This window comes from Desulfuromonas sp. CSMB_57 (assembly GCF_020194955.2).
Lineage (GTDB): Bacteria > Desulfobacterota > Desulfuromonadia > Desulfuromonadales > Syntrophotaleaceae > JAFCIY02.
Map to the genome: position 1 here is coordinate 1 of NZ_JAFCIY020000012.1, position 20,452 is coordinate 20,452.

The window sequence follows — 20,452 nt, forward strand, 5'->3', positions numbered from 1 at the left end:
GAGATTTCCGGCGTCATCATTGGTGGAGCTGAACGGGATCGAACCGTCGACCTACGCGTTGCGAACGCGTCGCTCTCCCAGCTGAGCTACAGCCCCGAAACGGCCTAACCTTACCCGAAGCTTCCGGGCTTGTCAATGCTCAGGTAGGGGGGCGGCGCGATGGGCAGGCGGATGATGAACAGGGCGCCGTGGATGAGGTTCCGGACTTCGATCTCGCCCCGGTGGTGTTCGACGATGCGGTGCACGATGGACAATCCCAGGCCCGTTCCCGACTGCCGGGTGGTGAAAAAGGGATTGAAAATGTTGCGCAGGATGTTGGCCGGAATGCCGCCTCCGGTGTCCTCCACCTCGATGGCCACCGCGACTTCGCCGCGCAGGGAGGTGGTACGGCAGCGCAGGGTCAGGCAACCGCCGCCGGCCATGGATTGGCGGGCGTTGCTGATGAGGTTGATCATCACCTGGCGCAGTTGCTGTTCGTCGCCCTGAATCGCCGGCAACTGGTCGTCGATAAAGCGCTCCAGGCGGATTCCGGCCGCCGCCAGGGCCGGTTCTTCGAGGGCCAGGGCTTCATCGATGATGCCGGGCACGGTGCAGGGGGCGAAGCACAGCAGTTGTTTTTTGGAGAAGGCCAGGATGCTGGAAAGTTGGGCTTCCATGCGCAGGACTTCGCGGACAATTATGGCGCTGTATTCCTGCTCGCGGCTGTTCGGCGGCAGGCGTTCGGCCAGGCGCCGGGCAAAGCCGCCGATGGAAACCAAGGGGTTGCGCAGTTCGTGGGTGACGGAGGCCGCCGTCTCGCCGAGGGCCGCCATTTTTTCCTTCTGGATGAGGGCTTCCTGGGTTTCCCGAAGATCTTGATGAGAAACCTCGAGGCGATGCAAGAGCATGGAGGTTTCCATGGCCTGGGCGGATTGCGCGGCAAACAGTTCGAGAAAGCGGCGCAGGTCCGAGGAAACGGCATGGGAAGCGCCGGGATTATCCAGCACCATGACGCCGAGGGGCCGAGTGTGGCCGTGCAGGGGCACCAGGGCGCAGTTGCCGAGTTCGACGTTGCGGGCCAATTCGCCGAAAGAACCGCTCATCTGGCGGACCTCATTCAAAAACAGGATGCGCTCCTGAAGCAGGGCCCGGGCCAGGGGGTTGTCGTCGGCCTCCAGGGGCAGGCGCTGTTTCAGTACCAGACGGAAAAAAGGTGTCTGGCGCTGGCTCTGGCAGATGTCTTCGCTGAACCGCAGTTGCTGCCAGGCGCGGTCGTCGGTCAGATCGGGCAGGATGCGACAGGCCGTATCCCGAGTCACACCGACCATGCCTTGCAGGATGCCGCTGCGTTCGTTGGCCAGAAACAGCATGGCCCGCTCGAAGCCGCCGCTCCAGGGCAGGGTGGCGGCGGACAGGACCAGGTGCATGAGTTCGTCCAGCTTGGGGGTGCCGTGCATGGCTTGGGAGATGCCGCACAACAGGCGCGCCTCTTCCAGTTTGCGCCGATTCTCCGTGATCAGCAGGGCCAGGTCCTGGCGGCCGGCTTCAAGGGCCAGGGATTGCCCGAGTTGCGCCGCCAGGCTCGGCCAGGAAACGGGACAGGACACCGGCAAGGTCGGTGTTGCATGAACACCGGTCAGGACCGTCATGGTGCCGAGCAGCCGCTTGCGGGATTGGATGGGCCAGGCGGTGCAGGAAAGCTGCATGGCCTGATTCCCCTTGACGGTCTGCAGTTGTCCGGTTTGCTGGCGGCCGGTGGCAATCGCCTGCCGGGTTAATTGTTGTTCCAGTTCCAGGAAGACCTGACGCTGTCGGCGACTGCGGGTCTGCCAGGCCACCGACGGTTGGGCGAGGACCGTTTCGCCGTGCAGGGGTCGCAAGGCGATGCCCAGGGCGCCGGTGGCCCCTAAAATGGTCCTGGCAGCAGTGGCCAGCAGGGAGTCCAAGGTGCCGTTGCGCTCGACGATCTGGCTCAGATCCGCCAGCAGGCAGATGCTGTCGAGGGGGGCCGGCGGGGTGTCGGTGAGGAGGTGAACCAGGTGCCAGCCGACGCTGGTCGCGGCCGGCAGGGGATCCTGGCCGGCGGGCAACGGATGGGAAAATTGCAGCAGCAACGCCGCCCGCAGGTGGCCGCGCTCCAGCAAAGGCAGGAGCAGCCGGCCCTCCTCCAGGGAGGGCCGGTGGTCCGGAGAAAGGGAGGCGATGAACGAAGGATGGTCCGGGCAGGGTAGCGGCTGCTGCTCCGCTGCCGGCAGCGACAGGCAAAAGCCCCCATCCGGATGGTTCGGAGCCGGCCACCAGAAAACCGCCTGCTCGGCATGCAGGCCCTCAGCCAGCAGGGTCAGCATCTGCCGGCCACGCTGCAGCGGCGGAGACGCGACATCGTGCGCGACACGAATTACCTCGCGCAGCAGATTCTGGCAATCATGCAGCATGACGACTCCCCGGGCGCGCCGCTGGGCGCAGGGCTCAGCCGATCTTTTCCTTGCGTTCCTGCTCGGTTTTGCAGTCGATGCACAGGGTCGTGACCGGCCGGGCCTTGAGGCGCTCCTCGCCGATGAGTTCTTCGCAACATTCGCAGATGCCGAAGTTACCCGTTTCGATGCGTTCGAGGGCCTGGCGGATCTTGCCGATCAGCCGGCGTTCGCGATCCCGGATACGCAGTTCGAAGTTACGGTCGGATTCCAGGGAGGCCCGATCCGTCGGGTCGGGAAAGTTGCTCTGGTCGTCGGTCATTTCCGAAACCGTTCGGCCGGCATCCCGCAGCAGCGTTTCCAACTGCTCCTCGAGAATTTTTTTAAATTCTGTCATTTTTTCCTGGTTCATGCAGGGCTCCTTGCAGGAATTCAACAGCTAAATCTATTGGAAAAGTCGTTTAAAGTCAACGGTTCGCAACGCCCCGCTCAAAAGCTGCTGTGCATTTGATGCCAGAGGATGGCGGCGACCACCGCCACGGCGATCCAGCAGGACAGGATATCCCGGTTGCTCTGCGGTGCGGCGGCCAGCTGGCGCAGCCGTTCCGTGACCAGGTGCACCGGCATGCGAAGAATCAGGTTCTGTACCAAATGGCTGAACTGCCCGTAGGCATTGGACAGGATGACAACCTGTTCACCGGCACACAGGGTCAGAAATATTCGCTTGCGGACCTGCACCGAGTCCGCGGCGGTCAGTTGTCCCAGTTCCAGGCTTTTGCATCGGCCCAGGCGGCAGACCAGCAGCCGATCCGACTCCAGAACCAGCCGGCGACCCAGGCTGCTCACGAAAAGCGTGCCGACCAGTATCAGCATTAGGGCCAGCAGTCCTGATTTGACGGGCGGTTGGCCCTGCCGAAGACCCACCAGCAGCAGCGTCAGCAGCAGGGTCGCAAGAATGCCGAGGGGCCAGAGAAAGGCGCGCCGAATGGTGAAGGTCTGTCCCGCCGGTGCCGACATGCCTGGCTCAGCCACGGACGAAGGAGCCGCTTTTGCCGCCATGTTTTTCCATCAGGCGGATGTCGGAAAGGACCATTTCCTTGTCCACGGCCTTGCACATGTCGTAAATGGTCAGGGCGGCGGTGGCCACGGCGGTGAGGGCTTCCATTTCCACCCCGGTCTGACCGGAAACCTTGACCCGGGCCTCGATCTCCAAGCGGCCTTCGCCCGGATGGGGGATGAATTCCACCTTGACGGAGCTCAACAGCAGGGGATGGCAGAGGGGAATCAGGTCGGGGGTTTTCTTGGCGGCCATGATGCCGGCCACCCGGGCCACGGCCAGGACATCGCCCTTGGCCATGTCGCCTTCGATGATCCGCTGCAGGGTGGTTTCGCGCATGCGCACTTCGCCGCGGGCGATGGCCAGGCGATGGGTATCCGATTTGGCGCCGACATCCACCATGATGGCTTTGCCGTTTTCATCGAGATGGGTAAACTGGTCGTTCATCGATTCTCCTCCTTGGAGATTTCAGGTAGGGCAGGCAGCGCCGCCGGTGCTGTCAGATAGGGGAAAAAGGCCAGGCTGACCGGGCCGGCTTCGAGGGCGGAGCGGGCCGCCTGCTGCAGTTCGGTGCCTTCCAGAGGTTGATGGTCATCGAAATCCAGGGTCTGCAGCTTGATCAGCAGCGGCGCCGCGGTCGTCAGCTTCTGTCGGCCTTTGGCAGTCATTTGCGCCACCATTTCCAAGGCCTGGGACACCGGGATGCCCATCTCCTTGGCTATTTGGCGGTGGTAGGCCATGACCGACAGATAATCGAAGCCGGCCTGAGCGGCAGACTGGAAATCCAGGGCAAACCAGGCCAGGCCCATGTCAGGTTTGGTCAGGACCTCGTAAGGCATATTAAAGGCGACGGTAATTTCCGGATTTTGCTGACGGGCCACCTCGCGCAGTTCCATGCCCAGTCGATACAGATGCCGGCCCCGCCAGCGCGACCATTCCCAAAACTCGGCTCCGTAGCGCCGGACCCGCACCGGTTTGCCCGGCGCCTGGAAACGTTCCGGGTAAAAGGCCGCGGGATCGGGCAACCGGCCGTATTCCCGCAGGTAGGCACCCATGGCCGCCGCCGAGAAACCTTCCGTGTGGCGCAGCACCAAATCGTCCTGCAGCAGAATGCCGTCGATGGGATAGCGGGACAGGTCCTGGAAAAGGTCCTTCAGGCGCTGTCGCACTTCCGGCCGAAAGGGATCGAGGGCGTTCACCGGAACGATGCCGCCGTTGTCCAGGTCGTAGCGGCGGCCGCTCCACTGCGGCGCTTCCTCCAGGGGCGTGGTCAGGGTCGTCATCCAGGCGAACACCCGCAGGCCGGCGGCCCGGGCCTGGGTCACCAGGGGGCCGAAGGCGTCCGCCACCACCGGAGCGGCCTTGGTCGGAAAGTAGACGCCGGCCTTGGCGCGGGGCTCGACAAAAGCATAATAGCGGTCATTGGGACGGTGAAAGGCCCGAATGATGACCGTGTCGATGCCCTGGCGACGCATACGGGCGAACTCCTGGGCCACCTCGGCATAGTTGCGGCAGGGCAGATAGCCGACTTGGGCGGCGCGCAGGGGAGGGGGGGCGGCCTTGACCTGCAACGGGGCCAGCATCAAAGCCAGCAACAGGGCCAGTCCTATGCGTCGAATCATGCGAACACCTGGTCCAGGGTTTCGGCGACGCTGCGAATGCCGTGCAGGGTCATGCCGGGCGGTGCCTCGAGGTTTTTCAGGCAGCTGGCCGGCAGATAGCAGTGGCTGAAGCCGAGACGGGCCGCTTCGCCGATGCGCAGTTCGGGACGGGAAACGGCCCGTATCTCGCCGGCCAGCCCCACCTCCCCGAACAGGATCAAACGTTCCGACAGAGGTCGGTTGAGATGGCTGGAAGCCAGGGCCGCCACCACGCCGAGGTCGACGGCCGGTTCATCCAGCCGCACCCCGCCGGCAACGTTGAAGAAGATGTCCTGGCTGAGCAGGGACAGGCCGGCTTTTTTCTCCAGTACCGCGACCAACAATGCCACCCGGTTGTGGTCGATGCCGATGGCGGTGCGGCGCGGCTGGCCAAAGGAGCTGCTCGAAACCAGGGCCTGCAGTTCCACCAGGATCGGCCGGCTGCCTTCCAGGGTCGGGACCACCACGCTGCCGGCGGCGCCGGCCGGCCGTTCCGCCAGGAACAGTTCCGAGGGGTTGCTGACCTGGGCCAGGCCTGAATCCTTCATTTCGAAAACGCCGATTTCGTTGGTGGAACCGAAGCGGTTCTTGACCGCCCGCAGGATGCGATAGGGATGGCCGGCCTGGCCCTCGAAATAAAGTACCGTGTCGACCATGTGCTCCAGCATGCGCGGACCGGCGATGGCGCCGTCCTTGGTGACGTGCCCGGTGATGAAGGTCGAGACGCCCGTGCCCTTGGCTTGCTGCATGAGCCGCCCGGCACATTCCCGGACCTGGCTGACGCTGCCGGGGGCCGATTCCAGGGCGGAGGAGAAGATGGTCTGGATGGAGTCGATGACGAGAAAGTCGGGTTGCAATTCACGAACCCGCTCAAGGACGGTTTCGAGGGAGGTCTCCGCGAGGATGTAGAGGTCCGTGGCGGAAACCCGCAGACGTTCACCGCGCAGTTTCACCTGCCGCGCCGATTCCTCGGCGGTGACATACAGCACCGAACCGCTGGCCGCCAGGCGATCCATGGCCTGGAGCAGCAAGGTCGATTTACCGATGCCGGGATCGCCGCCGATGAGAATCAGGGAGCCTGGCACGACGCCGCCGCCGAGGACCCGATCGAATTCCGCCAAGCCACAGCAGGTCCGCGCTTCGGCGGTAGCCGCCACTTCCTCCAAGCGGACCGCCTGGCTGTTTGGCGGTGCGGTGCGGCCCGTGGCGCCGGCCGGTCGCAACTCTTCCACCAGGGTGTTCCACTGCCCGCAATCGGGACAACGGCCGAGCCATTTGGGGCTGCCGAAGCCGCACTGCTGACAGGTGTAGAGGGTTTTAGCCTTCAAAACGCTGTCTCCTAGAGTAATGGGCCATTTTAGGTACTTTGCCCTATCCTGTCAATCGGCTGCGCAGTCTTCATTGGCCAGGGGCACTGGACGGGAGAGGGGGATTTTTGCTATATTCTTCGTTTAACGTTCTGGCCGGCCATTTCCGGTCATCCCAAAGCAAAGAGAAGGATCGTACCAGCCCATGCTCGACACCAAACTTCTTCGCATTCTGCAGGACATCGTCGGTCCCGAACATGTTTCCTCGGCGCCGGCCGATCGCATCTGTTATTCCTACGACGCCACCCAGCAGCAGCATCAACCGGACGTGGTGGTCTACCCCGCCGATGCCGGTCAGGTCAGCCGCATCCTGCAGTTGGCCAACCGAGAGGGGATTCCCGTCTATCCGCGCGGCGCCGGCAGCGGTTTTACCGGCGGCAGTCTGCCGGTTCGCGGCGGCATCTCCCTGGTGCTGACGCGGCTCAACCGGATTTTGCGCATCGACCAGGACAACCTGGTGGCGGAGGTGGAGCCGGGCGTGGTCACCGCCCACCTGCAGGAGGCGGTGGAGGCCGTCGGCCTGTTCTATCCGCCCGATCCGGCCTCCCTGAAATTCAGCACCATCGGCGGCAATGTCGCCGAATGCGCCGGCGGACCGCGCTGCGTCAAATACGGCGTCACCAAGGATTATGTCCTTGGGTTGGAAGTGGTCACCCCCCAGGGGGACATCATCCGCACCGGCGGCGAGACCATGAAGGGCGTGGTGGGTTACGATCTGACCAAGCTGCTGGTCGGCAGCGAGGGCACCCTGGGCGTCATCACCCGCATCACCCTCAAGCTGCTGCCCAAGCCGGCGGCGAAGAAGACCATGCTGGTGCTGTTCGATTCCATCGACGGCGCCGCCCAGGCGGTGTCCGCCATCATTCGCGGCAAGATCATTCCCACCACCCTGGAATTCATGGATGCCACGGCCATCGACTGCGTGCGCCAGAATGCCAATCTCGACTTGCCGGAGGCGGCCCGCGCGTTGCTGATCATCGAGGTCGACGGCGATGCGGAGATGCTGGAAAAGCAGTCTTCCCGCATTCTCGACATTGTCACGCCCCTCGGCGTGGTGGCAACGCAGGTGGCGGTTACGGCCGAGGAAAGCGAAGCCATCTGGCGGGTACGGCGCAGTGTGTCGCCGAGCCTGCGCCGGGTCAACCCGGACAAGTACAACGAGGACATCTGTGTGCCGCGCAGCCGTCTGCCGGACATGATCCGCGCCATCGAGGCCATTGCCAGGCGGTTGGAGATCCCTATCGTTAACTTCGGCCATGCCGGCGACGGCAACATCCACGTCAACATCATGGTCAACCGCGCCCTGCCGGGCCAGGAGGAGAAGGCGGAGGAAGCGATTCGCGACATTTTCGCCGAAACCATCCGCCTCGGCGGTACCATGAGCGGGGAACACGGTGTCGGGGTGACCAAGGCGCCCTATCTGCCCATGGAACTGGACCCGGCGGCGGTGCTCTACATGAAGGCCATCAAGCGCGCCCTGGATCCCAACAATATCCTCAATCCGGGCAAAATCTTTCCCGAAGAACCGGGCCGGGCGGTGAACGAAGCATGAGCCAGCACAAGGAACTGGAAGCCTACCGGGAGCAGATGCGGCAATGTGTCAAGTGCGGTACCTGCCGGGCCCACTGTCCCGTGTTCGCCGAATTGGGCAAGGAGGCGGCCGTGGCCCGCGGGAAGGTATCCCTGGCGCAGGCCCTGCTCGACGGCGACATCGATATGGACCGCCGGCTGGTGGCGGATATCTCCCGCTGCCTGGCCTGCGGCCGTTGCGTCAAGGAGTGCCCCAACCTGGTGCCGACGGACGCCATCGTCCTGGCGGCGCGGCGGCAGATTGTCCGCCGCAAGGGTCTGAGCTGGTTCGGCCGGGGGGTGTCGACGGTGCTGCGTCGGCCCCGCCTGATGCAGTGGCTGGCCCGCCTGGGCAGTGCCATGTCATTTCTGGCCTTCCGCCGGGTGCCGCGGGGCAGCGGCCTGCGCCTGCGCTTTCCGGCGCCTTTCATTGACCCCGAGCGGACCCTGCCGGCTCCGGCCAAGCGGCCGTTTCGCAGTCGTCATCCTGAACTTCTGCCCGGAACGCCGGGCAAGCCCACGGTGGCATTTTTCACCGGCTGCATGATCAACCATGTCTATCCAGAAATCGGCGAGGCGGTGCTGGCCTGCCTGCGGGCCCTGGGATTCACCGTTGTGATTCCGAAAGGCCAGGGTTGCTGCGGTCTGCCGGCCCTGTGTGCCGGGGATGGCGCTACCGCGGCTCAGCTTGCGGATCGGAACCTGGCGGCCCTAAGCCGGCCGGCGCCGGATTTCATCGTCACTGCCTGCGCCTCCTGTCACAGCGGTCTGACCCAATATTTCGCCGAACTGGGCCCGGAACATGAAGGGCTGGCAGAGAAGGTGCTGGACATCCACACCCTGCTGGTGGAGCAGGGCCTGGCGGAGCGGTTGGAAAAATTGCCACGCCGTGAAACCTGCCGCACCGTCACCTACCACATACCCTGCCATCTGCGGCAGCCGCGCTGGGTCAAGGCCCCGCAGCAACTGCTGGCGGCCCTGCCCGGGGTGCATTTCGTGCCCATGCCCAACGCCGATGCCTGCTGCGGCCTCGGCGGCACCTTTTCCGTGTACCATTACGATACCAGCCGCCAAATCGGAGCCAGGAAGGCGGCCGGCATCCAAGCCAGCGGCGCGGACCTGGTGGCCACAGCCTGTCCCGGCTGTATCGTGCAGTTGCAGGATAGTCTGAACCATGCCGGCTTGCCCCAGCAAGCGGTCCATGTGCTGGAACTGGTAGCCGAAGCGCTGCCCGGGTTGACGGCCCCGAGTCCCGGGGCCCGGGGGTGAACCGCCAGGTCGTGGGAAAGAATGGTGCAAATGGAAACGCCGGCATGATTGCCGGCGTTTCGGTGTGCGGGATGAAAGTCGGACAGGAGTGGGCGCCTCAGCCGCCGATGCCGTGCATGCGGCGATGCCCTTGGCGAAAATCCTTCTCGCCGATATGATGGCGCTCCGGTTTGGCGCAGGCGGCGTTGCGCATGATGGCTTCCAGTTCGGCATCGGATGCCCGGCGCCGCAGAGCGCTGCGCAGGTCGATCTCCTCGGTGGAAAACAGGCAGGGCCGGATACGGCCGTCGGCGGTAATGCGCATGCGGTTGCATTCGCCGCAGAAATGCTCCGAAACGGCCGGGATGACGCCGATGCGGCCCGGTGCATCGGGGAAGTGGAACATGCGGGCCGGACCGGCGGGACCCTGGCGCAGTTCCGGAAGCAGTTTGCCGACCTTTTCCAGTTCGGCCAGGATGGCGGCGGCGGGAAACATGTTTTCAGGGGTGAAGTCCAGCCCGCCGCTGACCGGCATGAACTCGATGAAACGGATTTCCCAGGGATGATCGATGGTCAGGCGAGCGAAATCGGCCACCTCGTCGTCATTGACGCCGCGAATCGGCACCATGTTGATTTTCAGGGGCGTCAGTCCGGCGGCGTCTGCGGCATGCAGGCCGTCCAATACCCGTTGCAGTCCGGGCCGGCGGGTGATCTGCTCGAAACGGTCCTCCCGCAGGGTGTCGAGGCTGACATTGACGCGGCTCAAGCCGGCCTTGCGCAAATCGGCGGCCATGTCGGCCAACAGGATGCCGTTGGTGGTCAGGGTGATCTCGACCTCGCTGGAAATGCCGGACATGTCGCGGATGAAACCGACCAGGCCCTTGCGCACCAGCGGTTCGCCGCCGGTCACGCGGATCTTGTGCACCCCGCAGCGGACCGCGATGGCCACCACGCGCAGCAGCTCCTCATAGCTGAGGACATCCTTGTGCTTGATGGGATCGATGCCCTCCGCCGGCATGCAGTAGCGGCAGCGCAGGTTGCAGCGGTCGGTCACGGAAAGGCGCAGGTACTCGATGGTGCGACCGAAGTTGTCTTGCAGGCCGGCGTTGGATTTTTTCACGGCCACCTCGTTCTCCAAGAAGGGACAATTCGGAAATAAAAATGCGTTTTACAAGCTTTAAGAACCAACTCTACCATCAAATAATCGCCCAGAGCAAGAGGAATGGCAGGCGAACCCGGGCCGGGAGATGTATACAGGTCGAGGCACGCTTGCAGTGTGCGTCCGTTTCGGAACCGGCTCTGTCCCCGCTGTGCCAGGGGCGATGACAAAGGAGTGCAAAAAATGAGCAAAGCATTGGGCCTTCTTTCCGGAGGATTGGACAGTACCCTGGCGGCCATGGTTCTCAAGCGCCAGGGGGTCGAGGTTTCGGGCATCGTGTTCGTGACACCTTTTTTCGGCGCCGAAAGGGCGCGCAAGGCGGCCCGTCAGATCGATATTCCGCTGCTGGTGGAGAATATCGGCGAAGAGCATCTGGCGATGCTGAAAAATCCCCGCTACGGCTACGGCAAGAACCTCAATCCCTGCATCGATTGCCATGCCATGATGTTCGCCCTGGCCGGCCGGAGGGTTTTGGCCGGCGAGTTCGATTTCCTTTTTTCCGGGGAGGTGCTCGGTCAGCGACCCATGAGCCAGAATTTCAATGCCCTGCAGGCGGTGGCCAAGCATTCCGGTTGTCCGCAGCTGATCCTGCGGCCCCTCTCCGCCCGCTTGCTGCCGGTGACCGGCATGGAAGAACAGGGGTTGGTGGATCGGGAACGACTCCTGGACATCCAGGGCCGCAGTCGCCGCCGTCAGGAAGATTTAGCCCGGGAATGGGGCCTTGGCGAGTATCCAGCTTCCGGCGGCGGCTGCCTGCTCACGGAAAAATCCTTTACCCCCCGGTTGCGGGATCTGTTGACTCATCAGCCGGAGTGCACCGTCACCGATGTGGAATTACTCAAGCTGGGCCGCCAGTACCGGCTCTCGCCGCGGGCCAAACTGACCCTGGGGCGCAACAAGGTCAATAATGACGCCTTGCAGGCCCTGGGCGGAGGCGAGCGGGTGCTGGTGCGGGCCGGCAGCTTTGCCGGACCGACGGGGGTGGTCAGCGGGGCGCCGACGGCCGAGGATCTGGAGTTGGCGGCAGCGCTGGTCGCCGCCTTCGGCAAGGGGCGGGAGCAGGCCCAGGTCATGGTGCGTCTTACCCGGGGGGAGGATACTTGGGAACTTGATGTGACGCCGCTGGCCGAGGAGGTCAGCCAAAGGCTGATCATCCCCTGATGCCAGTCAGACTGATCGGCATGCAAAAAGCCCCCCGGAGAACCGGGGGGCTTTTTGCATGCTTCAGGGATGAAGGGTGGGCGTTACATCATGCCGCCCATGCCACCCATACCGCCCATGCCGCCCATACCGCCCATGCCACCCGGCATCGGCTCGTCTTTCTTGGGCAGTTCGGCGATGCAGGCCTCGGTGGTCAGCATCAGGCCGGCCACGGAAGAGGCGTTCTGCAGGGCGCTGCGCACCACTTTGGTCGGGTCGATGATGCCGGCCTCGATCATGTCGCAGTATTCATCCGTCGCCGCGTCGAAACCGAAGGAATCTTTTTCAGTAGCTACGCGGTTGACCACGATGGAGCCTTCAGCGCCGGCGTTGGCGGCAATCTGGCGCAGGGGTTCTTCCAGGGCCCGCTTGACGATGGCCAGGCCGAACTTCTGCTCGCCGACCACCGTCATGTCTTCCAGCGCCGCGATGCAGCGGATCAGGGCCACGCCGCCGCCAGGCACGATGCCTTCTTCCACGGCTGCGCGGGTGGCATGCAGGGCGTCTTCAACGCGGGCTTTCTTTTCCTTCATTTCGGTTTCGGTGGCCGCGCCGACCTTGACTACCGCCACGCCGCCGACCAGCTTGGCCAGGCGCTCCTGCAGCTTCTCGCGGTCGTAATCGCTCTTGGTATCATCAATCTGGGTGCGGATCTGCTTGACCCGGCCCTGGATGTCGGCTTCGCTGCCGGCGCCGTCGATGATGGTGGTGTTTTCCTTGTCGACGACGATGCGCTTGGCATGACCGAGCATGTCGATGGTGGCGTTTTCCAGTTTGAAACCGACTTCTTCGGAGATCACCTTGCCGCCGGTCAGCACGGCGATGTCTTCCAGCATGGCTTTGCGGCGGTCGCCGAAGCCGGGCGCCTTGACGGCGCAAACGTTGAGGGTGCCGCGCAGCTTGTTGACCACCAGGGTGGCCAGGGCTTCGCCTTCCACGTCCTCAGCGATGATCAGCAGCGGCCGGCCTTGCTTGGCCACCGCTTCCAGCACGTTGATCATGTCGCGCATGCTGCTGATTTTCTTGTCGTGGATGAGGATCAGGGCGTCTTCCTGGATCGCTTCCATGCGCTCGGCATCGGTCACGAAGTAGGGGGACAGGTAGCCGCGGTCGAACTGCATCCCTTCCACGGTTTCCAGGGTGGTTTCCATGGCCTTGGCTTCTTCGACGGTGATGACGCCTTCCTTGCCGACCTTTTCCATGGCCTCGGCAATGATGTTGCCGATGGTTTTGTCGCTGTTGGCCGAGATGGTGCCAACCTGGGCGATTTCCTTGTGGTCCTTGATGGGCTTGGACAGACCCTTCAGATGCTGCACGGCCACTTCGACGGCCTGGTCGATGCCGCGCTTGATTTCCATGGGGTTGTGGCCGGCGGTGACCAGCTTGACGCCTTCACGGTAGATGGCCTGAGCCAGCACGGTGGCGGTGGTGGTGCCGTCGCCGGCGACGTCGGAAGTCTTGGAGGCGACTTCCTTGACCAGCTGGGCACCCATGTTTTCAAATTTGTTTTCCAGCTCGATTTCCTTGGCGACGCTGACGCCGTCCTTGGTGATCAGGGGGGCGCCGAAAGAGCGGTCGATGACCACGTTGCGGCCCTTGGGACCGAGGGTGACCTTGACGGCATCCGCCAGTTGGTTGACACCGCACAGAATTTTGCTGCGCGCATCCTGTCCGAATTTGATTTCCTTTGCAGACATATTGTCTATCCTCCTTGGGAGAAGAGTTTCAGAACGTGAATCGAACGATTAGGCTTCCAGGACGCCGAGGATGTCGTCCTCGCGCATGATCTGGTATTCACGGCCGTCGATCTTGATCTCGGTGCCGGCATATTTGCCGAACAGCACCTTGTCGCCGACCTTGATGTCCATGGGCAGCACTTTGCCGTCTTCGGTCACCTTGCCCTTGCCAACGGCCTTGACGACGCCCTGCTGGGGTTTTTCCTTGGCGGTGTCGGGGATGATGAGGCCGCCGGCGGTTTTGGCTTCCTCTTCCAGCCTTTCGACGATGATGCGGTCACGCAACGGTCTGATGTTCATGTGCATTCTCCTTTCCGCTATATGTCCCTGAGTGTTGGCGGGAAAATCCCGTAATGGATGCGGCCGGTGCTCCGGCAACAAAAAAAGCTCGAGTCCGAAGGGAAAACGAACCAAAGCTGTCGAATCAGGCCCTGCTTTAGCACTCGTTTTGGGGGAGTGCTAACAAGCAAGGGTAAATATAGTCAGCGTCCATGGAATGTCAAGAGGTTTCTGGAAAATTTCTTCGGAGGCGGGATCGGTATACGATTTTCCTGTCACAAAGGCTCTTGACTTCGTCGAAGCCGCCATGTTACTTGGTTGCCAATCCCGCGTGGGATGCGACAATTCGAAGGTCTCCTGTAACTGGCGTCTCGAGGTGGAACACCACCGGGGAGCAGGATGAAAGACCCGTAAAGCCGTACGCCTGGGCCCCTTTTACCAAAAGGGCCAGGCGTTTTTCTTTTTCTAGGTTTCAAGGAGTTGCGAGCCATGACCAAAAAATTGTACATCCCCGGACCCGTAGAAGTGAGCGCCGATGTCCTGGAAGCCATGGCCACCCCCATGATTGGCCATCGCACCAAGGATTACGCCGAACTGCATCGTTCCGTAAGCGAGGGGCTGCAGAAGCTGCTCAATTCCAGTGAACCGGTGTTCCTTTCCACCTCCAGCGCCTTCGGCGTCATGGAAGGGGCGGTCCGCAACCTGGTGCAGAAGCGTTGTGCGTGCTTCGCCAACGGCGCTTTCAGCAAGAAGTGGCACGATGTGGCGCAACGCTGCGGCCTGGAGGCCGATCTGTTCAGCGCTGAATGGGGGCAGCCGGTTACGGCTGAGATGGTCGATCAGGCTCTGGCCGGCGGCAAATACGATGCCATGACCGTGGTGCACAACGAAACCTCCACCGGCGTCATGTCGCCCCTGGAGGACATTGCCGAAGTGATGAAGAAATATCCGGAGGTGTCCTTCATCGTCGATACGGTTTCTTCCATGAGCGCCGTGCCCATCGACGTCACCGCCCTGGAGGTGGATGTTTGCCTGGCCGGGGTGCAGAAGGCCTTCGGCCTGCCGCCGGGACTGGCCGTGTTCTCCGTCAGCCGCCGGGCGCTCGACAAGGCGCGCACCACCCCCGGGCGCGGCTACTATTTCGACTTCGAGGAATTCGAAAAGAACGCCGAGAAGCACAACACCCCCAGCACCCCCTGCATCAGCCAGATTTACGCTCTGCAGCACCAGTTGCGGAAGATGTTCGCCGAGGGACTGGAAAACCGCTACGCGCGGCATCGCCAGATGGCTGAAGCGACCCAGGCCTGGCTGATGGGCCAGGGCTTCGGTCTCTATGCCGCCGAGGGCGCCCGGTCCATGACCCTGACCACGGGCGTCAATGACGGCCGCACGGATCTCGAGCAGCTCAAGAAACTCGCCGGCGAGCGCGGCTATGCCATGGACAACGGCTACGGCAAAATCAAAAACCAGACTTTCCGTATCCCCCACATGGCGGATTTTACCATGGCCGACATGACCGAATATTTCACCCTGCTGGAAGAGCTGTTGCCGCAGGTGCGCAAATAATATTCTGCTGACTTTCTTTCCTCAACCCACCACATCTGCGTGCCATATCCTCCTTAACGGCCCCCTTTTTTGGGGGCCGATTTTTTTGCAAATTTTTCCCCACCTTCTGCAGTCCGATTTTATATGCTGGCGAGCGATTTGAATATTTTCTTATTTGACAACACTAAGTGAACCGTCTAGAGTTGTTCGAGTAAAAAAATTTCATTGCCTTGTAGCAATATTTTTTTCCTGTCCCTTTTGCGAGCGTGCTGAGTCGCCCTCTGCTCCTCCCTGCCTCGGTCGGCATGCCGGCAAAAATTCCCCTTCCTTTCGAAAAGGAGCAACGGCCATGGCGAAAGATGTTTCAGCAGATTTGATGCAGGCTTTGATCGCGAAGCTCTACGCAACCATCACCGGCGACAATCCGGACATTCAATTGCCGCGCAACAAGTTCGTCACCTGGATGCTGCCCGGTCTGCCCTTTCTGCCGCGGGATTTCATGTTCTGCGCCAGGGGGCTGATCGGAGATACGGCGGAGAGAACCAGGGAGCTGTACCATCAGGCCTGGACCCTTTCGAAACTGTTCGATTTCATACCGGATGTCAGCAATCAGTTTTTGACGGACGGGATGCAGCAGACCATCTTCGCTTCCACCCAGGACTCCATCAGTTCGGTGTACTCGGACGTCCTGAAGTACAGCAAGGTACTGGACCTGCCTTTAAGCGACAAGGAGAAGGAGAAGCTGGAGCGCTTTCGCAAGGCCCTGATCGTCACCAAGGAGGTCGAGGATTTTCTGACCGGGGAAATGAAACAGATCACGGAGCCCGGCCCCCTGGTCCTGGCCTACATGAGCAAAATGGACGAGTACTGCAGTGCGGCGGATGAGTACATGAACCTGCTCATCGATGCCCAGGCGGCCAAGGGCAACGACTCGGAAGCCATACGGCGCGTCGCCGCTTTTGCCAACAAGTCGAGATTTCTGCGAAACCGGGTGCAGGCGGCCTGGATGGCCTGGGTGTCCCAGGGCTACAAGAATGAATACGAGCAGGTCAATGCCTACATCGAGCAGGTCGGGCAGAAGAGCATGGTGCTGTACAAGAATGAATTGTTGCAGGACTTCCGCAACGCCCTGCTGACCAGCCCTCAGGAAGGCGGCGCCGGCGATTTCTACTACACCACCATCGTGCCGGGCAACTTTGCCTCCAGTTCCGGTTGGACCCGTTTCAGCTTCTATGAGCAGGACTATGAAAACCATTACCGCAAGGAGACCAGCCGCTGGAGCGGTGGCGGTGGAGTGAATCTGGGTCTGTTTTCCATTGGTGCCCGGGCTTCGGGGTCGAAAGTCGAGATTGGCTCCGATCAACGGGCCGCCAATTTCAGGGCGGAACTGGAATTTACCCAGGTGCCCATCATCCGACCCTGGTTCAAGCCCGGCTTTTTTGCCATGCGCGGCTGGACCCTCGATAAACTCTGGGATCTCAATTACGACAAAAGGGTGTCGGATGGCGGTGATGGCAAATCGGACGGCAAGCCGGATGGCCGGTTGGTCGCCTATCCGACCAGCGCCCTATTCGTGCGCAATGTGAAATTCCGGTCCGACCAGTGGCAGAGCCATATGGACTATGTCAACAAGCAGGTTTCGGGCGGCGCCCGGGTCGGCTGGGGACCGTTCTCCGTCGGCGGCTCCTATGCCCACGGCACGGAGGAGCGCAACCTGCAGACCCACGCCGAAGGCGGCGCGGTGACCATTCCGGGCATGCAGCTCATCGGCTTCATCAACAACATCATTCCCAAATCCCCCAACCCGAATCCGGAGATCCGGCCCGAGCAGTTTGTCGGCGGCGCGTAGGACCTGGGTCTGCCAGCCAGGGCGAATCGCGGCTTGCGGTTGTGAAGAGTGACCGATGCCGGGTAATGCGCGTGGCGGCACGGTATCGGCCAGGGGACATGGGGCCGGGAGGACTGTGGTCTTTCCGGCCCCGGAAGGCAAGGGGGGTGTTATGGCACAGGCAATCGCGGCGGCGGTTTCGTTGGCGCTGGCCGTTAAACTGAAAAAGATCATGGAGCAGGAGGATCGGTTTCTGTTCTTTCCCCGGGGGCTGGGCTTTTCCTATGACTATTTGGAGTTCATGCACGATCCCGCCAGAACCTCCCTGAGTGCCCAGGAGCAGCTCAATTTTCGGGCGGATTTCGCCCGACTCATGAACCTGGTTCCGGAGGATGGTCCCAATTTTATCCCGGACGGCAGCCGGTTCCTGTGGGAGGATCTCCGGCAGGTGCTGGTCGACAGTGTTTTTGCCCGGAGTACCCTCACCGAGGAGGAGGAACGCCGGCTGGCGGCGGCCATCGATTTTCTTACCGATGAACGGGTGGATGACGACGGCTTTAGTATCCCGGTTAATTCCGCCGCCGTGAACCGCTATTATGAATACAAGACCCTCCATGAGGAGGCGACGCGTATTTTTCTGGACGAAAAGCTGTCGGTGGACTTTGCCGAAGGCCCGGATGCTCAACGACTCCGCGAGCAGTGGCAGTTATACCGTCAGAAACAACTGCTCGAGGCGTGCCAGAAAGCCGAGCGGGATTGGGTCACTTTGGGCTTCAAGCATCAAGTGGAAGAATGCATGGCGCTGCAGAACAGCCTGGAGTTACGCAAATACCTCAATCGATACCGGCAGGCCTATTTGAGCGATCTCGAGCTTTCGGAGATCGCCGACCTCAATGGCCAGGGGGTCGGTTTCTTTACGACTTTTTTCAGTCCCCTCAATGTATTTGACCGCCAGGTGCCCTGGACCCGCATAACCCTGACCCGGGCGGAAATGGAAGGACTGATTCGGCAGGCGCCTCCGGAGCTGGCGGCTCTGTTTGGCGGCCAACACGGGGATCCGGGCCTCGAAGCCGTTTCCCTGGAATACAACAACGTCATGGTGTTGCGGCCCTGGTTCAAACCCGAGTTTTTCGGGTCACGTTGCTGGAAGTTGCCGGACGGCCGCATGCTGTCCGATGGCCGGGTTCCGGGGCGGGGGATTTTGCCGGCCTATGTCAACAGCATGATTGTCGCGCGAAATGTCCAGGTGGTCCGGCGTCGGGAAAGCCTGCGCGACGCCCTGGTGTTGCCCCTGCTTTCGAAGGTCCCCCTGCAGCAGGTCAAATTTGCCGGATTGCCCGTTGCCAGGGTGCAGCCCGTGATACCCGGCCGTCTGCCGGTCGGTCCGGCGACCCTGTCGCGTAGCGCAACCTTGAAAAATACCCTGATGCGGGCAGCGATGGCCCGCTCCGAGGCTGCCGTGACGGAGCCAGCGCCCCCTTCCTTTTCTCGGGTTGCCCCCCTCGCGGCCCGCAAACGGGCGGTAACCGGGGAGCGGGATTCGGGCCTGTCCCCATTGGCGGCGGCTCAACAGCAGTATGCGGCCGCCAAACTGGAAGGCTTGGCGATACGCTCTCCCCTGCTCCGGCGCGGCAGGTTGCCGGTACTCCTGGATGCCGACGCAAGGCTGGCGCCGGCCGGAAAGGACTTGGTGACGGAAGCCGTCAGTCTCGATGGTGTAAGTGTGCTGGCTCTGGTCTGCAAACGCTTGCCGAAATCTCCGGATCCCGATGACGGGTTGCAGTGGTAAAGGGAAATCATAGCGGGCCGGCGGTCGGATTTCAGTTCGCGAAAGGGCAAGGGGACAAATCATGAGCAAATATACATATCAAAGCGGATTCTTTATTCAGAAGGCCCGTCTGGATTGGGAAGAATGGCAGCAGGGTCGGGTTACATGGAAATTCAGGGAGGCGGAACGCGATGAAAGTTATGTCACCCTGCATGATGCCTCTCGGAATATTTGGGTACTGCTGCCTTTGAAAGGCGGAATGTCCTACTTTGCTTATGGCGGGGACAGGGGATGGAGCAATCTGTACCAGATTACCGTTGAAGACAGCACGGCCCGGAAATCCGGGATGCAATTCCTGCATTTGAGCGATCTCCATATCCTGGCGGATTCTTCGTTGAACCGGGCCATAGAACAAAGACTGCAATTTATCCGGCGAACCTATCCCAATCACTACCTGATTCTGACCGGCGATATCATTGACAACGAAGGCCAGGTGCTGCCCGGAACGACTCTGCCCATAGGACTGACCCAGGCAGCCATGAATGCTCTGGTTACCCCGCCACCGCCCTTGGGTCCTTTAGCGCCACATCTGGCTAAAACCAGACAGGCTCTCGGGCATGCCCTGAAATTGTTGAGCCCGTTCAAGGGCCGGATCTATCTCTGCCCTGGCAATCATGATTATGGCCTGTGGGGAAACCTCTATTTTGCGGAGTTTCGTCAGGCTTTCGATTCCATTCTGGCTACTCCCCTGCTGCAGGCCTCAGGGGGCCTGCCCCTGGGGACGGGCAGCACCTCAAAAAGGCCCGTTCTCTATTCCGTCATGGATGGTCCGACCAAAGTCTGCCTGCTTGGTATTGATACGGCGGCGGATCCCTACGTTGCCGGCAGTGGTGCCGGTGTTGCAACGGGAGCTGTAGGTGGTGCACAACTCACTGCGCTGCAGCAGTTCTTCCTGCCGGGAACGGTGGTGCCCGGTCTCGGAAACGCCCTGGGATTCATGACCCTGGCCTTTTTTCATCACCACCCCTGGTTGCATACCGAACCGGCTTTGAAGCTCCTGGATGCGGATAAGCTGATGGCCGTATTGCATGGCAATGTCGATCTGATCCTGTTCGGTCACAAGCATGTTGCGCGGCACTATACACCTGCCCAGGTTCCCAACGGCGGCATCCGTCATGGGGCTCTTGCCTCAGGCTCTTCGCGGAGCGAGACTTCGGCTTTTGAAATCACGATTTCATCGCCGAACCCGGCTCCGTCAATTCGGCGCGTTCCGATCCTTTAGCAAGAAAGTTCGGCTTCCAAGATGTAGGCGGTTCTTGCCGCACGGGCTGTTCTCTGGGTTGGGTCGGTACCCACAGAGGCAGGTTGCCCGGTGCAGCCCCGTGGAAATTGCGGAGTGATGGGAGACAATGACCGCATGACCCACTGTGATCGCTTGCGTCAGTTTATCGCCCGGGAAGCGGCGCGCCTCATGCCCCCATATTCATCTCGAAGAAAACGGCGCCGAACTGGAGCTGTCCATCTATCCGCCGCCGGATCGGCAACGGGTGCCGCGCAGCAGCATCACCGGCCGGCCCATGGACCGGGCCGATGAGAAACGGCTGCGCCGGTTGATTGCCGCCGCCCTGCAAGGCGGCGACCAGGCGTGGGAATAATCAGGCGG

General features: G+C 61.8%; 17 protein-coding genes, 1 tRNA gene and 1 riboswitch. Of the genes, 8 read left to right on the top strand and 10 right to left on the bottom strand.

The features are described 5' to 3' along the window. Positions 1–20: 20 nt before the first annotated feature. From JQN68_RS03945 to radA, 7 genes are all read right to left on the bottom strand, one after another. Positions 21–96 (bottom strand) — tRNA-Ala (locus tag JQN68_RS03945). 14 nt (positions 97–110) lie between these two features. Next, positions 111–2,414: a sensor histidine kinase gene (locus tag JQN68_RS03950; RefSeq protein ID WP_225072709.1), complete on the bottom strand. Its 2,304-nt coding sequence runs from the start codon at positions 2,412–2,414 to the stop codon at positions 111–113. Positions 2,415–2,448: 34 nt separating this feature from the next. Next, entirely contained in the window at positions 2,449–2,805 is a 357-nt protein-coding gene (gene dksA / locus JQN68_RS03955) for an RNA polymerase-binding protein DksA (protein WP_225072708.1), read from the bottom strand. Positions 2,806–2,882: 77 nt separating this feature from the next. Further along, a complete protein-coding gene (locus JQN68_RS03960; protein ID WP_249621021.1) occupies positions 2,883–3,452 on the bottom strand; it encodes a hypothetical protein in 570 nt (189 codons plus the stop codon). After that, positions 3,418–3,897, bottom strand: a complete 480-nt coding sequence (gene moaC, locus JQN68_RS03965) for a cyclic pyranopterin monophosphate synthase MoaC (protein ID WP_249621022.1) — start codon at positions 3,895–3,897, stop codon at positions 3,418–3,420. Before moaC ends, JQN68_RS03960 begins: the two co-directional genes overlap by 35 nt. Then, on the bottom strand, positions 3,894–5,072 hold the full coding sequence (locus JQN68_RS03970) for a poly-beta-1,6-N-acetyl-D-glucosamine N-deacetylase PgaB (RefSeq protein ID WP_225072705.1): 1,179 nt from the start codon (positions 5,070–5,072) through the stop codon (positions 3,894–3,896). The genes moaC and JQN68_RS03970 overlap by 4 nt, the downstream gene beginning before the upstream one ends. Next, positions 5,069–6,418 carry a DNA repair protein RadA gene (gene radA, locus JQN68_RS03975; protein ID WP_225072704.1) on the bottom strand — a complete coding sequence of 450 codons (1,350 nt, stop codon included), beginning with the start codon at positions 6,416–6,418 and terminating at the stop codon, positions 5,069–5,071. Before radA ends, JQN68_RS03970 begins: the two co-directional genes overlap by 4 nt. Positions 6,419–6,602: 184 nt before the next feature. On the opposite strand from radA, the gene JQN68_RS03980 reads away from it, so the two are divergent. Together JQN68_RS03980 and JQN68_RS03985 are read left to right on the top strand one after the other, a co-directional pair. Continuing rightward, complete coding sequence (locus JQN68_RS03980; protein ID WP_225072703.1) at positions 6,603–8,009, top strand: FAD-binding oxidoreductase; 1,407 nt, start codon at positions 6,603–6,605, stop codon at positions 8,007–8,009. After that, positions 8,006–9,295, top strand: a complete 1,290-nt coding sequence (locus JQN68_RS03985) for a (Fe-S)-binding protein (RefSeq protein WP_225072702.1) — start codon at positions 8,006–8,008, stop codon at positions 9,293–9,295. The genes JQN68_RS03980 and JQN68_RS03985 overlap by 4 nt, the downstream gene beginning before the upstream one ends. Positions 9,296–9,392: 97 nt before the next feature. On the opposite strand, the gene moaA is transcribed toward JQN68_RS03985, so the two are convergent. Further along, positions 9,393–10,394, bottom strand: coding sequence for a GTP 3',8-cyclase MoaA (moaA, locus tag JQN68_RS03990; protein ID WP_225072701.1), 1,002 nt, complete (start codon positions 10,392–10,394; stop codon positions 9,393–9,395). A 222-nt stretch (positions 10,395–10,616) separates the two neighbouring features. On the opposite strand from moaA, the gene JQN68_RS03995 reads away from it, so the two are divergent. Continuing rightward, a complete protein-coding gene (locus JQN68_RS03995; RefSeq protein ID WP_225072700.1) occupies positions 10,617–11,594 on the top strand; it encodes a thiamine biosynthesis protein in 978 nt (325 codons plus the stop codon). Positions 11,595–11,677: 83 nt separating this feature from the next. Here JQN68_RS03995 and groL read toward each other — a convergent pair whose 3' ends face one another. Together groL and groES are read right to left on the bottom strand one after the other, a co-directional pair. Further along, positions 11,678–13,330, bottom strand: coding sequence for a chaperonin GroEL (gene groL / locus JQN68_RS04000; protein WP_225072699.1), 1,653 nt, complete (start codon positions 13,328–13,330; stop codon positions 11,678–11,680). A gap of 48 nt (positions 13,331–13,378) precedes the next feature. After that, the gene (groES, locus tag JQN68_RS04005) at positions 13,379–13,669 is read right to left on the bottom strand and encodes a co-chaperone GroES (RefSeq protein WP_225072698.1); all 291 of its coding nucleotides are present in this window, start codon (positions 13,667–13,669) and stop codon (positions 13,379–13,381) included. Positions 13,670–13,997: 328 nt separating this feature from the next. Next, positions 13,998–14,085: riboswitch (ZMP/ZTP riboswitch) on the top strand. 52 nt (positions 14,086–14,137) lie between these two features. Between groES and JQN68_RS04010 the strand changes: the two genes are divergently transcribed. From JQN68_RS04010 to JQN68_RS04030, 5 genes are all read left to right on the top strand, one after another. Continuing rightward, positions 14,138–15,214 carry a pyridoxal-phosphate-dependent aminotransferase family protein gene (locus JQN68_RS04010; protein WP_225072697.1) on the top strand — a complete coding sequence of 359 codons (1,077 nt, stop codon included), beginning with the start codon at positions 14,138–14,140 and terminating at the stop codon, positions 15,212–15,214. 328 nt (positions 15,215–15,542) lie between these two features. Beyond that, positions 15,543–17,042, top strand: coding sequence for a hypothetical protein (locus JQN68_RS04015; RefSeq protein WP_225072696.1), 1,500 nt, complete (start codon positions 15,543–15,545; stop codon positions 17,040–17,042). 151 nt (positions 17,043–17,193) lie between these two features. Then, the gene (locus tag JQN68_RS04020) at positions 17,194–18,810 is read left to right on the top strand and encodes a hypothetical protein (protein WP_225072695.1); all 1,617 of its coding nucleotides are present in this window, start codon (positions 17,194–17,196) and stop codon (positions 18,808–18,810) included. 61 nt (positions 18,811–18,871) lie between these two features. Further along, on the top strand, positions 18,872–20,071 hold the full coding sequence (locus JQN68_RS04025) for a metallophosphoesterase family protein (RefSeq protein ID WP_225072694.1): 1,200 nt from the start codon (positions 18,872–18,874) through the stop codon (positions 20,069–20,071). Between the two features lie 145 nt (positions 20,072–20,216). Further along, positions 20,217–20,444, top strand: coding sequence for a hypothetical protein (locus tag JQN68_RS04030; RefSeq protein ID WP_225072693.1), 228 nt, complete (start codon positions 20,217–20,219; stop codon positions 20,442–20,444). Positions 20,445–20,452 lie beyond the last annotated feature (8 nt).

Bases quoted from the DNA above. Each gene is read 5' to 3' on its own strand.
- dksA (WP_225072708.1), bottom strand. From the start codon at position 2,805: ATGAACCAGGAAAAAATGACAGAATTTAAAAAAATTCTCGAGGAGCAG.
- JQN68_RS03980 (WP_225072703.1), top strand. From the start codon at position 6,603: ATGCTCGACACCAAACTTCTTCGCATTCTGCAGGACATCGTCGGTCCC.
- JQN68_RS03950 (WP_225072709.1), bottom strand. From the start codon at position 2,414: ATGCTGCATGATTGCCAGAATCTGCTGCGCGAGGTAATTCGTGTCGCG.
- JQN68_RS04015 (WP_225072696.1), top strand. From the start codon at position 15,543: ATGGCGAAAGATGTTTCAGCAGATTTGATGCAGGCTTTGATCGCGAAG.
- JQN68_RS03970 (WP_225072705.1), bottom strand. From the start codon at position 5,072: ATGATTCGACGCATAGGACTGGCCCTGTTGCTGGCTTTGATGCTGGCC.
- JQN68_RS03995 (WP_225072700.1), top strand. From the start codon at position 10,617: ATGAGCAAAGCATTGGGCCTTCTTTCCGGAGGATTGGACAGTACCCTG.
- JQN68_RS03960 (WP_249621021.1), bottom strand. From the start codon at position 3,452: ATGGCGGCAAAAGCGGCTCCTTCGTCCGTGGCTGAGCCAGGCATGTCG.
- groL (WP_225072699.1), bottom strand. From the start codon at position 13,330: ATGTCTGCAAAGGAAATCAAATTCGGACAGGATGCGCGCAGCAAAATT.
- JQN68_RS04025 (WP_225072694.1), top strand. From the start codon at position 18,872: ATGAGCAAATATACATATCAAAGCGGATTCTTTATTCAGAAGGCCCGT.
- JQN68_RS04010 (WP_225072697.1), top strand. From the start codon at position 14,138: ATGACCAAAAAATTGTACATCCCCGGACCCGTAGAAGTGAGCGCCGAT.
- JQN68_RS04020 (WP_225072695.1), top strand. From the start codon at position 17,194: ATGGCACAGGCAATCGCGGCGGCGGTTTCGTTGGCGCTGGCCGTTAAA.
- moaC (WP_249621022.1), bottom strand. From the start codon at position 3,897: ATGAACGACCAGTTTACCCATCTCGATGAAAACGGCAAAGCCATCATG.
- JQN68_RS03985 (WP_225072702.1), top strand. From the start codon at position 8,006: ATGAGCCAGCACAAGGAACTGGAAGCCTACCGGGAGCAGATGCGGCAA.
- groES (WP_225072698.1), bottom strand. From the start codon at position 13,669: ATGAACATCAGACCGTTGCGTGACCGCATCATCGTCGAAAGGCTGGAA.